This window comes from Pantoea sp. R102, assembly GCF_004916815.1.
GTDB lineage: Bacteria > Pseudomonadota > Gammaproteobacteria > Enterobacterales > Enterobacteriaceae > Pantoea > Pantoea dispersa.
In genome coordinates this window covers 1-14,679 of the sequence record NZ_SDFT01000029.1, presented here as the reverse complement: position 1 = coordinate 14,679, position 14,679 = coordinate 1, and the positions used below count along the sequence as shown (strand labels likewise).

Genomic DNA, 14,679 nt, shown 5'->3' with positions numbered 1-14,679 from the left:
CCTTTATCCTTTTGCTCTCCGTGTCGCCTCGACGATGCGCATCGCTTCGACAGTTTCTTTAACGTCATGCACGCGAATAATCTGCGCGCCCTGCATGGCGGCGATCACCGCGCAGCTCAGGCTGCCGGTCAGACGCTGTGCCGGACCGACGTTTAACAGCTGGCCAATCATCGACTTACGCGACATGCCCACCAGCAGCGGCAGACCGTGATGGTGAAAATCACTGAGATGCGCCAGCAGCTCATAATTGTGGCTGAGATTCTTACCGAAACCGAAGCCCGGGTCGAGCAGCAGACGCTCTTTTTTGATGCCGGCCGCTTCACAGCGGGCAATCTGCGCGGCGAAGTAAGCGTCCACTTCGCTTACGATGTGCTGATATTCCGGTGCCTGCTGCATGGTGCGCGGTTCGCCCTGCATGTGCATCAGGCATACTGGCAGACCAGTATCTGCGGCGGCCTGTAACGCACCGGGCTCGGACAGCGAGCGGATATCGTTAATGATGTGAGCGCCCACTCGCGCGGCTTCACGGATCACTTCTGCTTTTGACGTATCCACCGAAATCCACACTTCAAAGCGCTGCGCAATGGCTTCCACCACCGGGATCACCCGCGCCAGTTCCTCTTCCACTGAGACTTCATCGGCACCGGGACGGGTTGATTCGCCGCCCACATCGATAATCGTGGCACCGGCATTCACCATCTCGTTGGTGTGCGTGAGCGCGTCGACCAGCGTGTTGTGCGTTCCGCCATCAGAAAAGGAGTCCGGCGTGACATTTAAAATTCCCATCACATGGGGAAACGACAGATCGAGATGGGTATCACGGGCGTACAACTTCATGGCGAAAATCTCCCTGAGGAATCACTGGATTGTGGAATGTAAAAAACCCCGGACCAGCCGGGGTTTTTGCTTAGGAACAGGCCTGTTACTTGTCGAACTGTTCTGACATGGTGTTGCCTGGGTTTGGCGTACGCGGTTCATCAACCGGACGTGGCGCCTTTGGCGTACCGTTGCTGTCAGAGTTGTTGCTGCCTGGATCTTCCCAGCCTGCTGGCGGACGCACTTCGCGGCGCGCCATCAGGTCGTCGATCTGCGGTGCGTCGATGGTTTCATACTTCATCAGCGCGTCTTTCATCGCGTGAAGGATGTCCATGTTCTCACCCAGAATACGGCGTGCACGCTGGTAGTTGCTGTCAATCAGGTGCTTAACTTCCTGGTCGATGATGCGTGCCGTTTCGTCCGACATGTGTTTGGCTTTCGCCACTGAACGGCCGAGGAACACTTCACCGTCCTCTTCCGCATACAGCAGCGGACCGAGTTTTTCCGAGAAGCCCCACTGCGTCACCATGTTGCGCGCCAGGTTGGTCGCCACTTTGATGTCGTTTGAAGCACCGGTAGAAACGTGTTCCGCCCCGTAGATGATCTCTTCTGCCAGACGACCGCCGTACAGCGTTGAAATCTGGCTCTCCAGCTTCTGACGGCTGGCGCTGATCGCGTCGCCTTCAGGCAGGAAGAAGGTCACACCCAGCGCACGGCCGCGCGGGATAATCGTCACTTTATGCACCGGATCGTGTTCCGGCACCAGGCGACCAATAATCGCATGGCCCGCTTCGTGATACGCGGTGGATTCTTTCTGCGCTTCCGTCATCACCATGGAGCGACGTTCCGCACCCATCATGATTTTGTCTTTCGCTTTCTCGAACTCGACCATCGACACCACGCGCTTGTTGCCACGCGCAGCGAACAGCGCCGCTTCGTTGACCAGGTTCGCCAGGTCCGCACCGGAGAAGCCCGGCGTACCACGTGCGATAATCGCGGCATCAATGTCGGTTGCCAGCGGCACGCGACGCATATGCACTTTCAGAATCTGTTCACGGCCGCGCACGTCTGGCAGACCTACCACCACCTGGCGGTCAAAACGGCCTGGACGCAGCAGTGCCGGGTCCAGTACGTCCGGACGGTTAGTCGCGGCGATGACGATGATGCCTTCATTGCCTTCGAAGCCATCCATCTCAACCAGCATCTGGTTCAGCGTCTGCTCACGTTCGTCGTGACCACCGCCTAAACCGGCGCCACGCTGACGACCCACCGCATCGATCTCATCGATAAAGATGATGCACGGTGCCGCTTTCTTCGCCTGCTCGAACATGTCGCGCACACGAGATGCACCGACACCGACGAACATTTCTACGAAGTCAGAACCGGAAATCGTGAAGAACGGTACTTTCGCTTCGCCGGCGATCGCTTTCGCCAGCAGCGTTTTACCGGTACCCGGAGGGCCCACCATCAGCACGCCTTTCGGGATTTTACCGCCCAGCTTCTGGAAGCGGCTCGGCTCACGCAGGTATTCCACCAGCTCACCCACCTCTTCTTTTGCTTCGTCGCAACCCGCAACGTCAGCAAAGGTGGTTTTGATCTGGTCTTCGGTCAGCATACGGGCTTTGCTCTTGCCGAAGGACATCGCGCCCTTGCCGCCGCCGCCCTGCATCTGCCGCATAAAGAAGATCCACACGCCAATCAGTAACAGCATCGGGAACCAGGAAATGAAGATGGAAGCCAGCAGGCTCGGCTCTTCCGGTGGTTCACCCACAACTTTGACGTTTTTGGTCAACAGGTTATCGAGTAACTTGGGATCGTTGACAGGAATGTAGGTCGTGTATTTATTACTGTCTTTTTTGGTTACGTTGATCTCACGCCCGTTAATACGTGCCTCGCGGACCTGATCCTGGTTCACTTCCGACAGGAAGGTTGAATAATCAACCCTACGGCCATTCGACTCGCTGGGCCCAAAGCTCTGGAATACTGACATCAGCACGACCGCGATGACTAACCAGAGAATCAGGTTTTTCGCCATGTCACTCAAGGGATTAACCTCATATTACAACGGTGTTAACAGACAGCGTAGGGTACTATATATCCTTCAGACCTGGAATCGCGGCGCTGATGATTTTGCCTGTTTAGCCTGAAACTCAGAATTACGCATCAGAATAAACGCCGTTTCGCCTTGCTTTGATTCCGGTATGGAGGGCTACAGTTTGCGCCCTGTCGCCACAATGTACACTTCGCGCGAACGTGATCGCGAAGCGTCCGGCTTACGAATTTTCACTTTCGTAAACAGGGAGCGAATTTCCCGCAGGTATTCATCGAAGCCATCTCCCTGAAACACTTTCACTACAAAACTGCCGCCAGGTGCCAGTACATCCCGACACATTTCTAACGCCAGTTCAACTAAATACATGGAACGCGGGATATCGACTGCAGGCGTACCGCTCATGTTCGGCGCCATGTCCGACATCACCACCTGCACTTTCTGGTCGCCCACGCGCTCCAGTAACGCTTTCAACACCGCTTCGTCGCGAAAATCGCCCTGCAGGAAGTCAACGCCAACGATGGGATCCATCGGCAGCAGATCGCAGGCAATAATACGGCCACCCGAACCAATCTGTTGTACCACATATTGCGACCAGCCGCCGGGCGCAGCGCCCAGGTCAACCACGGTCATACCGGGTTTGAACAGCTTGTCACCCTGCTGAATTTCATCCAGTTTAAACCAGGCGCGCGAGCGCAACCCTTTTTTCTGTGCCTGTTGCACATATTTATCGCTAAAGTGTTCCTGAAGCCAGCGACTGGAACTGGCCGAACGCTTTTTACCCGTCATAATATTTCCAGTTAAATCGTCATCGTAGCGATAAATCAGCACGCAATGGGTCGCGTTGATTTGGCGATATACCCGAGATGGCGGTAGAATGAACCGTTTTCAATCCCTGAGTAAGCAAAAAATACGATGAATCTGAGTACCAAACAAAAACAGCACCTGAAAGGCCTTGCCCATCCACTGAAGCCAGTGGTCATGCTGGGCGGCAATGGCCTGACTGAAGGCGTGCTCGCCGAGATCGAACAGGCGCTCGAACATCACGAATTGATCAAGGTAAAAATTGCCTCGGAAGATCGTGAAACCAAGCAGCTGATCGTGGACGCTATCGTGCGTGAAACTAAGGCAAACAACGTTCAGGTCATCGGCAACGTGCTGGTGCTGTATCGCCCTGCCAAAGAGCGCAAAATTACTCTGCCACGTTAAGCGTACCGTTACGGCTCGTCCGACGGGCAGAGAAAGTGCCATGCTCCTGCATGGGATAAAAGGCCGCAGCGCGGCCTTTTTCCTTTCTTTACAATATGCAGCTGCGCATTTCAAAGCGTAGCAATATCTTAGATGTATTCCACTTTCAGCACTTCATATTCCACATCGCCGCCTGGGGTTTTGACAATAGCCACGTCATCGGCCTCTTTGCCCACCAGACCGCGCGCCATCGGCGAATTCACGGAAATCAGGTTCTGTTTAAAGTCCGCTTCGTCGTCACCGACAATCCGGTAAGTAAACTCTTCATCGGTATCGACATTCAGCACGGTGACGGTGGCACCAAAAATCACGCGGCCGGTTTTCGGCATGGCGGTCACGTCAATCACCTGTGCATTGGAGAGCTTGGCTTCAATCTCCTGAATACGCCCTTCGCAGAACCCCTGTTCTTCGCGCGCGGCGTGGTATTCGGCATTCTCTTTCAGATCGCCGTGCTCACGGGCTTCGGCGATAGAGGCGATGATGCGCGGACGCTTAACGGTTTTCAGTTCGTTCAGCTCTTCACGCAGCTTCTCAGCGCCTTTCAACGTCATCGGAATCTGATTCATTTTGGCTCCTCGTCATCTATCCTGGTTAACGGCGTCATCCTGACCGGTGACAGCAGAAGATCGGCTTCTGCGGCGCGTAACCTCTTTTCACAAGCAAAAGAATCCTGACCCGGAAAGCTTTCCGGGTCAGGTATCGGTTTTGCATTTTGATACGTATTTTACCCCAGAGTTCCCTGTGGGTCATTGTTTACTTTGCACCGTCCGGGGACATAGTATTGACGCCTTCACCCGTCAGTTACCGCGAGATTATGCGATTTTCACGACTTGTTACCGGATTAACCTGTGCGTTTATGCTGCAGGCACAAGCAGCACCCGTTGAAGAATACATGCAGTATTTGCCAGACGGCGCAAACCTGGCGCTGATGGTACAAAAAGTGGGCGCATCCACCCCGATAATCGACTATCACGGCAAACAGATGGCGTTGCCGGCCAGCACCATGAAAGTGATCACCGCGCTGGCGGCACTGCTGGAGCTTGGCCCGGACTTCCGTTTTCAGACCACGCTGGAGACCAAAGGCGCGGTCAGCGATGGCACCTTAAATGGCGACCTGGTGGCGCGCTTTGCCGGCGATCCGACGCTCAGCCGCCAGGATCTGCGCAATATGGTGGCGGCGCTGAAAAAGCAGGGCATCAACCATATCAAAGGCAATCTGGTGATCGACACCTCGGTGTTCGCCAGTCACGATATGGCGCCAGGCTGGCCGTGGAACGATCTGACACAGTGTTTCAGCGCCCCGCCAGGTGCGGCGATTGTTGATAAAAACTGCTTCTCGGTTTCGCTCTACAGTGCCAATACGCCCGGCGAAAACGCCTTTGTGCGCATCGCCTCTTACTATCCGGCGCACATGTTCAGTCAGGTGCGCACGATCGGACGCAACAGCGGTGACGGGCAGTATTGCGAACTCGATGTGGTGCCCGGCGAGCTCAATCGCTACACGCTGACCGGCTGTATGCGCCAGCGTGCGGAACCGCTGCCCCTGGCATTTGCCGTGCAGGATGGCGCCGCGTGGGCCGGCGAGATCCTTAAAGCGCAGCTGCGCGACGCCGATATTGATTACAGCGGCCATTTAGTGCGCCAGACGCAGGTGACGTCACCGGGCACGGTGCTGGCCTCGACGCAGTCCGCACCGCTGCACAACCTGCTGCACACCATGCTGAAGAAGTCAGACAACATGATCGCTGATACCGTGTTCCGCACCATCGGCCATCACTACTTTAACGTGCCGGGCACCTTCCGCGCCGGTTCGGATGCGGTCAGGCGTGTGCTGCGCGAAAAAGCCGGCGTCGACCTCGGCAACAGTATTCAGGTGGATGGTTCCGGCCTGTCGCGTCATGACCTGATCGCGCCGGATACCATGATGCAGGTGCTGCAGTTCATCGCCAAAAATGACGCCACGCTGAATTATATTTCGATGCTGCCGCTGGCGGGTTATGACGGCACGCTGCAGTATCGCGGCGGTCTGCACGAAGCGGGGCTGGATGGCAAAGTGTCGGCAAAAACCGGTTCGCTGCAGGGCGTCTATAATCTGGCTGGGTTCATCACCACGTCGAGCGGTGCGCGCGTGGCCTTTGTCCAGTTCCTCTCTGGCTATGCGGTACCGCCGGAAGACCAGAAAACGCGGCGGATTCCGCTGGTGCGCTTTGAGAGCCGGCTCTATACCGACATTAACAAGAACAACTAATGAAACTGTTGATCGTTGAAGATGATGCGTTATTACAATCGGGGCTGGCGCAGGCGCTGAGCAGCGAGGGCTACGCCGTGGATTGCGCTGGCAGCGCGGCGGAAAGCAACGCCCTGCTGCGCATCAGCCAGTACAGCCTGATCGTGCTGGATCTCGGTCTGCCGGATCGCGATGGCGCCACGCTGCTGCGCCAGTGGCGACGCGACGGCATCGCGGTGCCGGTGCTGATCCTGACCGCGCGCGATGCGCTGGAGGATCGCGTCGACGGGCTGGACGCCGGTGCCGATGATTACCTGGTCAAGCCGTTTGCGCTGGCAGAATTGCTGGCGCGGGTGCGCGCGCTGATCCGCCGCTATCAGGGGCACAGCGACAACCTGCTGCAGCAGGGCGATCTGACGCTCAATCTCAGCTCGCAGCAGGTGCTGCTGGAAAATCTGCCGCTGGAGATCACCCCCAAAGAGTTCGCCCTGCTCACCCGCCTGCTGATGCGCGTGGGGCAGAATGTGCATCGCGAAACGCTGCAGCAGGATCTCTACAGCTGGAACGACGATCCCGGCTCCAACACTTTAGAAGTCCACATTCATAATCTGCGCCGTAAGCTGGGGAAAGATCGCATCAAAACCGTGCGCGGCGTTGGCTACCGGCTGGAACTGCGCGAATGAACAGCATGCGTCAGCGGTTACTGATCATGCTGGCGCTGATTCTCCTCACCTGCCAGGTGATGAGCGCCATCTGGCTGTGGCACGAAAGCCGCGAACAGATCAGTTTCCTCGTCAATGAAACCCTGTCGGCCCAGGCGCGTAACGATCGTGTGGAGAATGAGATCCGTGAGGCCATCGCTTCGCTGTTGCTGCCTTCGCTGGTGATGGTAAGCCTGACGCTGCTGCTGTCGTTCTGGGCCATCAACTGGATTATCCGTCCGCTCAAATCGCTACAGGACAGCCTTGCCCACCGCTCTGCCGACAACCTGACGCCGCTGCCGATTTACTCCGAGATGGATGAAATCGTTGCGGTCACCTCCTCCATCAATCAACTGTTTTCCCGTCTCGATCACACGCTGCAGCAGGAGCGATTATTCACCGCCGATGCCGCGCACGAGCTGCGTACGCCGCTGGCCGGGCTGCGCCTGCATCTCGAGCTTCTGCATCAGCAGCAGGTGCCGCAAAGCGCCATGCTGATTGAGCGCATCGACCAGCTGATGCACACCGTCGAACAGTTGCTGATGCTGTCGCGCGCCGGTCAGGCGCTGGCGGGCGGCCACTATCAGCAGCTGCAGTGGCAGCGCGACATCATGCAGCCGCTTATGCCGGAAATGGCGGAACTGTACGCCCAGCGTCAGCAGACGCTGCACTGGCCCGACGGCGACGAGGTGCCGCAGCAGGGTGAAGCGGTGCTGCTGCGCCTGATGCTGCGCAATTTGCTGGAGAACGCGTCGCGCTACAGTCCGGAAGGCAGCAGCGTGCAGGTGAAGCTGCGTCAGGTACAACAGCAGGTCTGGGTTGAAGTGTGGGATCAGGGGCCGGGTATTGATGCCGATGCGGCAGAAGAGCTGACGCAGGCGTTCCGGCGGCGCGATCAACGCTATGGCGGCAGCGGCCTGGGCCTGAACATTGTGCTGCGAATTGTGCAGATGCATCGCGGCAGGCTGGAACTGGTGAACCGCGAAGACAGCAGCGGACTGGTCGCCCGCTGCTGTTTGCCAACGCAACTGATTGGCTGAGCGCCATCAGAAGTGGGTGTTGAGGCTCATATAGTAAGTACGGCCTGATTCGTTATAGGTATTGGCACCGGCACCGTAGAGATAAGCGCCGGTGGTGGCGTTACCGGTGGTTTGCGCATTGCCCTCACGGAAGTGGCGCTTATCGAACAGGTTATCGATGCCCAGCGTCACGCTGGCGTACTTATTGATATCGTAAGTACCGCTCAGGCCGACAATCGAGTACGGGCTCACTTTGTCGGTGGCGCTGCCGGTGACCGGCTGTCCTTTGTAGTCGTACTTCTTCGGCGTCTGGGTGCCGTACCACGTCAGGGTGGTTTGCAGCGACAGATCCTGCGTTGCCTGCCAGCTCAGCGTCGAGTTCAGCGTATACTCCGGAATGATCGACAGACGATCGCCGGTCTCCTTGTTCTTGCTCTGCAGCATGTAGGTAAAGTTGTTATTCCACATCACGCTGTCAGAGAAAGGAACATTGACCGTACCTTCCAGCCCTTCCACCACTGCTTTCGGCACGTTCTCCCAGCGATAGATATCCGTGGTGCCGTTAGAGGCTTTACCTGAAGGCGCATAGCCGGCTTCAATCTTGTTGCGGTAGTCGTTACGGAACCAGGTCAGACCGGCCTGATAACCTTCATGCTTCCACTCCAGCCCAACTTCTTTATTGATGCTGTTTTCCGCTTTCAGATTCGGATTACCCTGCAAATAGCAGGCGCCGGTGCTGGCGGCGCAGCCCTGGCCGTTGCTGTACAGCAGGTAGTTCGGGTTCGTCTGGTACAGACTCGGCGCTTTGTAGGCCCGGCCAATCCCCATCTTCAGCGTGAAGTCATCGCCCAGCCCCTGTGACAGGTTAAGCGATGGGCTCCAGTTGTTGCCAACGATGGAGTGATGATCGAAGCGCAGCGCCGGCGTCAGCATGGTGCTGTCGGTCAGCTCCATGTTGTCTTCGGCAAACAGGGAGAAAATCTCCGCCTGGGCATAAGGACTGCGGCCGGTGCTGGCGATGCCTGGCACGGCACCGTTGCTGGCGGCCTGGGTGGTCGACGAAGGATCTTTCATGCGCTGCTGGTTCCACTCGGTGCCCAGCGTCGCGGTCTGATTGACGCCCAGCTCAAACGGCAGGCTGATTTCACTGTGCAGCAGCACATCGTCCAGCTGGATGGTATTGAACCCGCTGTTGGAGAAGATCCCTTCCGTGCCACCCGCCAGACCTTCATTAATGCGCGTATTGCGGGTTTTCTCGTAGCGCGCCCAGCTGCTGGTGCTGATGCCGTTGTCCCACGCGCCGGTCCATTTCAGTGAAATATTCTGGCGATACAGACGGTTGGTTTCGTCGCCGTACAGGCTCTTCACCAGCGCGTTAGTGTTGGTGTTCTGCGTATCGCCCGCGTACAGGTTGCCCTGACGACTGTAACCGGCCTGCAGCTCCAGCGTCTGCATGGGGGCAAACGCCCAGCTTAGCAACGCATTGATGTCTTTGTTTACCGAGCCTTCGCGGCCTGCCGGGTAACTGCCGGCATAGCTGCCGGTGCGCGCTGCCGCGTGCCCTTCATTGATGTCGTACGCGTCGGCCTGGGTTTTGGCTAAGCCGCCATACAGCCGGAAGTTGAAGTCGTCGCCCAGCGGCCCTTCAAGGCTGAAGTTGGTGCGTTTGGTCGCCCCTTCCGATTTGTGTTCCGGCGCGTTGAAGTAGGTATTCCACGAACCGTGCCACTGCTGATCGCTGTACTTTTTGGTGATGATGTTCACCACACCGCCCGCCGCGCCGTTACCGTAGCGCACCGCGGCCGGCCCGCGAATCACGTCGATGTGATCAATCATCTCCGGCGGCACCCAGTTAGTATCGCCGCGCGTATCACGCTCACCGCGCCAGCCGAGACGCACCGAGTTACGGCTGGTGATCGGCATGCCGTCCACCATGATCAGGGTATTTTCCGGCCCCATGCCGCGAATATCGATCTGACGGTTGTTGCCGCGCTGGCCGCTGGTCGAGTTACCGGTCAGGTTAACCCCCGGCATGGTACGGATAATTTCTGAGACATCGCGCGCCGGTGGATGCTTTTTGATCTCATCGGCGGTGATGGTGGAAACCCCCGGTGCCTGCAGCGTCTGCTGCTGGGCCGTCACCATTAAGGTGCCACCGTCCATTGCGCTGGCGTCGGGAGAAGAGGCGTTGCTGGAAGTCGTCTTGCTGGAAGTCTCTGCTGCCCAGGCGCTGCCGGAAAGCAGTGAGGCGCTGAGCCCCAGTTCAATCAAAATAGCGAAGGTTAACCGCGAGTAATGCTTCATTTTTTTTCATTCCTGGAAGGCCAGTTCTGCGCCACAGCGGAGTGACTGGCGAGCCGGTGAGAAGATCCCTGTCTTTATCGCGCAGCCGTTCACACCTGGCAGGGCCATCCTTTGCTGAATCCCATGACTTACCGGGTGCCAGACGGAACGTGCGTGCTCATTTTGAGCGCAGCCACCCTATTGCAAATGCAAATAATTATCAATAGTATTATTTATCAATCCTATGTAAACCTCCCCGTACAGACGGCGACTGGCAGCCCCTATGACCTGGCGAAATGATGGAATTGGTAGCGAAGCCTGGTGGCAGGAGCAACAGACTCAGGGCATTCCGCGCATTGAGCCGCAGCAGGATGGCACCTGTCTGGTGACCTTCTTCTGGCGCGATCCGCAAGGCAGTGAAACCACCTCCCACACCCAGCGCGTGTGGATCAACATCACCGGCGTGACCGATCACCACCAGCGGCGCCCGCCGCAATCGCTGATGCGCGTCGCCAGTAGCGATATCTGGTACTGGCAAACTGTGCTGCCGTCACACTGGCGCGGCAGCTACTGCCTGATGCCGGATCGGCAGGCCAGCGATTTCAGCGGCGAGCCTGACATGCATGCGCTGCGCCACTGGTGGCGCGAAAAATTCCCTGCCGCGCAGGCCGATGCGCTCAATCCGCTGCGCAGCTGGTCCGGCGGACGCGGCATGGGCGTGTCACCGCTGCACCTGCCTGACGCGCCCGAACAGCAGGTGTGGCGTGCGGTGGATGAGGGCCGCGCCCCGGCGCTGACGCTGCAGGAGCAGCAGTGGGACAGCGCGCTGCTCGGCAATCGTCGCCGGGTGTGGCTGTACGCCACAGGCGAGGCGCAGCACGGCCCGCGTCCGCTGGCGATACTGCTCGATGGTCAGTTCTGGGCGCAGCAGATGCCGATCGCCGGCCCGCTGCAGCAGCTGACCGCCGCGGGCAAGCTGCCGCCGGCGGTCTACCTGTTTATCGACATCATCGATCGCGAACACCGCAGCCGCGAGCTGCCATGTAATCCGCAATTCTGGCAGGCAGTGCAGCAGGAGCTGTTGCCGCAGGTGGCACGCTGGATGCCGTACGATGCGCAGCCGGCGCGCACGCTGGTTGCCGGGCAAAGCTTCGGCGGTCTGGCCGCGGTGTTTGCCGCACTGCACTTTCCCCACACCTTTGGTAATGCGCTCAGCCTGTCCGGCTCCTTCTGGTGGCCGGAGCGTGGTAACCCGCATGGCTGGCTGCTGCAGGCGCTGGACCATGGCCTGGCACCTCGCCAGCCGCTGCGTTTCTGGCTGGAAGCAGGCCAGCGTGAAGGCCTGATTCTGCAAGCCAATCAACAATTACAACAACAACTTACCGCTGCCGGCTATCAGGTGCATTACCAGCCGGTAGAGGGCGGCCATGACGCGCTGTGCTGGCGCGGTGGCCTGCTCGACGGTCTGCAAGCTTTGTGGCGCAATCCAAATTCATTCATCACGCCAGACGTGAACCGGAGCGACAGTAAATTCTCTGATGAACGACACTATGATTGACCAACAAACTCTGCCGCTGGTGGCGGCGCAGCCAGGCATCTGGATCGCCGACCAGCTCAGCCGCCATCACAACGCCTTCGCGGTCGCGCACTTTGTCGAACTGCGCGGCGACATCAACAGTGCGCTGCTGGCGCAGGCCATCGTCGACGGCATGCAGGAAGCCGATACCCTGAATATGGCGTTCGGCGAAATCGACGGCGAGCCGCTACAGTGGCCGCAGCCGCAGACCTTCAGCCTGCCAGACATCGTTGATCTGCGCGGCGAAGCGGATGCCGCTGCCGCCGCGCGCGCCCTGATGCGTGCCGATATGCAGGGTGACCTGCGCGTGCTGAGCGGCGCACCGCTGTGGCACCATCGTCTGTTCCGCATCGGCGAGCAGCACTGGTTCTGGTATCAGCGCTATCACCATCTGGTGGTGGATGGCTTCAGCTTTACCGCGCTGACGCGCCGCATCGCCAACCTGTACAGCGCCGCCGTACAGCAGCAGCCGCCTGAGCCGACACCGTTTATTCCGTTCAGCGCCGTGGTTGACGAGTATCAGCGCTATCAGCAATCGGCGTCTTACACCCGTGACGGCGAATTCTGGCGCGAAAAAGGCCGCGCCCTGCCCGCGCCCGCCTCGCTGTCGCCACTGCCGCTGGCCGGTCAGAGCGCCAGCACCGATCTGCTGCGCCACAGCGTTACGCTGGATCGTCACCGCTTCCAGACGCTGACCAGCCAGCATCCACAGCACAGCGCCGCCGATCTGGCCTTTGCGCTGGTAGCGCTGTGGCTGGCTCGCCTCAGCGGGCAAAATGATTTTGCTGCCGGCTTCATCTTCATGCGCCGCATCGGCTCTGCCGCGCTGTGCGCCACCGGTCCGGTGATTAACGTGCTGCCGATGGCGGTGCATTACCAGCCGGGACAAACGCTCGGCGATCTCGCCGCTCAGCTGGCCGCGGAAGTGAAAAAAATTCGCCGTCATCAGCGCTACGATGCTGAACAGGTGCAGCGCGATCTCGGCCGCCCCGGCGATAGCGATCCGCTGTATGGCCCGGTGATCAACCTGAAGATGTTTGACTACCAGCTCGATTTCGCTGGCATTGAAGGCATCACGCATCAGCTGGCCTCCGGCCCGGTGCGCGACCTGGAAATCGCGATTTACCTCAGCGAGCACGGCGATCTGACGCTGGAGCTGCTGGCGAACGCGCAGCGCTATGCTGCCGAGACGCTGCAGCGCCATGCCAGCCGCTTTGCCCTGCTGCTCAGCCAGCTGGCCGAGCAGCCGCAGCGCGCGCTGGGCGAGCTCGATTTGCTGACGCCAGCGGAGCAGCAGCAGATTGCGGCCATCAATCAGACCGCCCATCCGCTGCCGGCGGAAACCCTGGCGTCGCTGCTGGCGCAGCAGGCGCAGCGCACGCCGGACGCACCGGCGCTGGCCGATGCGCAGCACCAGCTGAACTATCGCCAGATGCAGCAGCAGGTATTCGCGCTGGCGGCCGATCTCAGTGCGGCTGGCGTGCAGCGGGGTGATATCGTCGCCGTGGCGCTGCCGCGTTCAGTGCAGCTGTCGCTGGCGCTGCAGGCGATTGTGACGCTCGGGGCCGCTTATCTGCCGCTGGATACCGGCTATCCGGACGAGCGGCTACAGCTGATGCTGGAAGACGCCGCGCCCAAAACGCTGATTACCGCTGCCGCGCTCAGTGCCCGCTTCCGCGCCATCGCGCCGGTCAGTCAGCTGCACTTTGACACCCTGTACAATGCCGAACATGCACCGGCACCGGCCAGCGCGCCGACGCCGCAGGATGGCGCGTACATCATCTATACCTCCGGCTCTACCGGCCGGCCGAAAGGCGTGCTGGTCGGCCATCAGGCGATCGTTAATCGCCTGCTGTGGATGCAGGATCGTTATCCGCTGCAGGCGGATGACGTGGTGCTGCAGAAAACACCGAGCAGCTTTGATGTCTCGGTGTGGGAGTTCTTCTGGCCGCTGCTGGTCGGCGCGCAGCTGGTGATGGCGCCGCCGGATGCACACCGCGATCCGGAAGCCTTACAGCAACTGTTTGCCCGCTACAAAGTCACCACCACGCATTTCGTACCCTCGATGCTGGCGGCCTTTGTCGCGGCGCTCGACCACCCGGCCGCGATAGCGTGCTGCGCCAGCCTGCGCAACGTGTTCTGCAGCGGTGAAGCATTGCCCACCGATCTGTCGCGCAGCTGGGAAACATTGACCCGCGTGCCGCTGCACAATCTGTATGGGCCGACCGAAGCGGCCGTTGATGTCAGCTGGTATCCGGCGTATGGCGCGGCGCTGGCAGCCGTCGATGGCCCGAGCGTACCGATCGGCTTCCCGGTGTGGAACACCGGCCTGCGCATTCTTGATGCGCAAATGCAGCCGGTGCCGCCGGGCGTGGCCGGCGATCTCTATCTTACCGGCATTCAGCTGGCGCACGGCTATCTCAACCGGCCGGAGCTGACCGCCAGCCGCTTTATCGCCGACCCGTACGCCGCTGGCGAGCGCATGTACCTGACCGGCGACGTAGCGCGCTGGCTGGACAACGGTGCGGTGGAGTATCTCGGACGCAGCGATGACCAGCTGAAGATCCGCGGTCAGCGCATTGAGCTGAACGAGATCGATCATGCGCTGTGCGCCCAGCCCGGCATTGAGCAGGCGGTGACGCATGCGGTGGTGCTGGGCAGTGCGGCGGCACAGGGCGATGCGCGTCAGCTGGTGGGCTACGTGGTGGCGCCTCAGCCGGTGGATGGCGATGCGCTGCGTCAGGCGCTGGCACAGCAGC

General features: G+C 59.5%; 11 protein-coding genes. 6 read left to right on the top strand and 5 right to left on the bottom strand.

What is annotated here, in order from left to right; genetic code table 11:
• Window positions 1-3 precede the first annotated feature (3 nt).
• The 3 genes from folP to rlmE form a co-directional block, all read right to left on the bottom strand.
• On the bottom strand, window positions 4-837 hold the full coding sequence (folP, locus tag ERD80_RS03665) for a dihydropteroate synthase (RefSeq protein ID WP_021507706.1): 834 nt from the start codon (window positions 835-837) through the stop codon (window positions 4-6).
• An 85-nt stretch (window positions 838-922) separates the two neighbouring features.
• Window positions 923-2,851 (bottom strand): ATP-dependent zinc metalloprotease FtsH, encoded by a 1,929-nt coding sequence (gene ftsH, locus ERD80_RS03660; protein ID WP_021507707.1) that lies wholly within the window; start codon window positions 2,849-2,851, stop codon window positions 923-925.
• Between the two features lie 174 nt (window positions 2,852-3,025).
• A complete protein-coding gene (gene rlmE / locus ERD80_RS03655) occupies window positions 3,026-3,655 on the bottom strand; it encodes a 23S rRNA (uridine(2552)-2'-O)-methyltransferase RlmE (RefSeq protein WP_021507708.1) in 630 nt (209 codons plus the stop codon).
• A 126-nt stretch (window positions 3,656-3,781) separates the two neighbouring features.
• On the opposite strand from rlmE, the gene yhbY reads away from it, so the two are divergent.
• Window positions 3,782-4,075: a ribosome assembly RNA-binding protein YhbY gene (gene yhbY / locus ERD80_RS03650; protein ID WP_010617345.1), complete on the top strand. Its 294-nt coding sequence runs from the start codon at window positions 3,782-3,784 to the stop codon at window positions 4,073-4,075.
• A 128-nt stretch (window positions 4,076-4,203) separates the two neighbouring features.
• Here the strand turns inward: yhbY and greA are convergent, their stop codons facing one another.
• On the bottom strand, window positions 4,204-4,680 hold the full coding sequence (greA, locus tag ERD80_RS03645) for a transcription elongation factor GreA (RefSeq protein WP_021507709.1): 477 nt from the start codon (window positions 4,678-4,680) through the stop codon (window positions 4,204-4,206).
• A 248-nt stretch (window positions 4,681-4,928) separates the two neighbouring features.
• On the opposite strand from greA, the gene dacB reads away from it, so the two are divergent.
• Genes dacB through pmrB form a run of 3 tightly spaced genes read left to right on the top strand, consistent with a single transcriptional unit; the run spans window position 4,929 to window position 8,082 of the window.
• The gene (gene dacB / locus ERD80_RS03640; RefSeq protein WP_031279733.1) at window positions 4,929-6,362 is read left to right on the top strand and encodes a serine-type D-Ala-D-Ala carboxypeptidase; all 1,434 of its coding nucleotides are present in this window, start codon (window positions 4,929-4,931) and stop codon (window positions 6,360-6,362) included.
• A complete protein-coding gene (pmrA, locus tag ERD80_RS03635; RefSeq protein ID WP_136545790.1) occupies window positions 6,362-7,024 on the top strand; it encodes a two-component system response regulator PmrA in 663 nt (220 codons plus the stop codon). Before dacB ends, pmrA begins: the two co-directional genes overlap by 1 nt.
• Window positions 7,021-8,082 carry a two-component system sensor histidine kinase PmrB gene (gene pmrB, locus ERD80_RS03630; RefSeq protein ID WP_125309456.1) on the top strand — a complete coding sequence of 354 codons (1,062 nt, stop codon included), beginning with the start codon at window positions 7,021-7,023 and terminating at the stop codon, window positions 8,080-8,082. Before pmrA ends, pmrB begins: the two co-directional genes overlap by 4 nt.
• A gap of 6 nt (window positions 8,083-8,088) precedes the next feature.
• Here pmrB and ERD80_RS03625 read toward each other — a convergent pair whose 3' ends face one another.
• Window positions 8,089-10,365: a TonB-dependent siderophore receptor gene (locus tag ERD80_RS03625; protein ID WP_058770686.1), complete on the bottom strand. Its 2,277-nt coding sequence runs from the start codon at window positions 10,363-10,365 to the stop codon at window positions 8,089-8,091.
• A 262-nt stretch (window positions 10,366-10,627) separates the two neighbouring features.
• On the opposite strand from ERD80_RS03625, the gene fes reads away from it, so the two are divergent.
• Together fes and ERD80_RS03615 are read left to right on the top strand one after the other, a co-directional pair.
• Entirely contained in the window at window positions 10,628-11,902 is a 1,275-nt protein-coding gene (fes, locus tag ERD80_RS03620) for an enterochelin esterase (protein WP_136545788.1), read from the top strand.
• On the top strand, window positions 11,895-14,679 hold a 2,785-nt coding region (locus ERD80_RS03615; RefSeq protein WP_248295819.1), incomplete at its 3' end, for an amino acid adenylation domain-containing protein. The genes fes and ERD80_RS03615, both read left to right, overlap by 8 nt.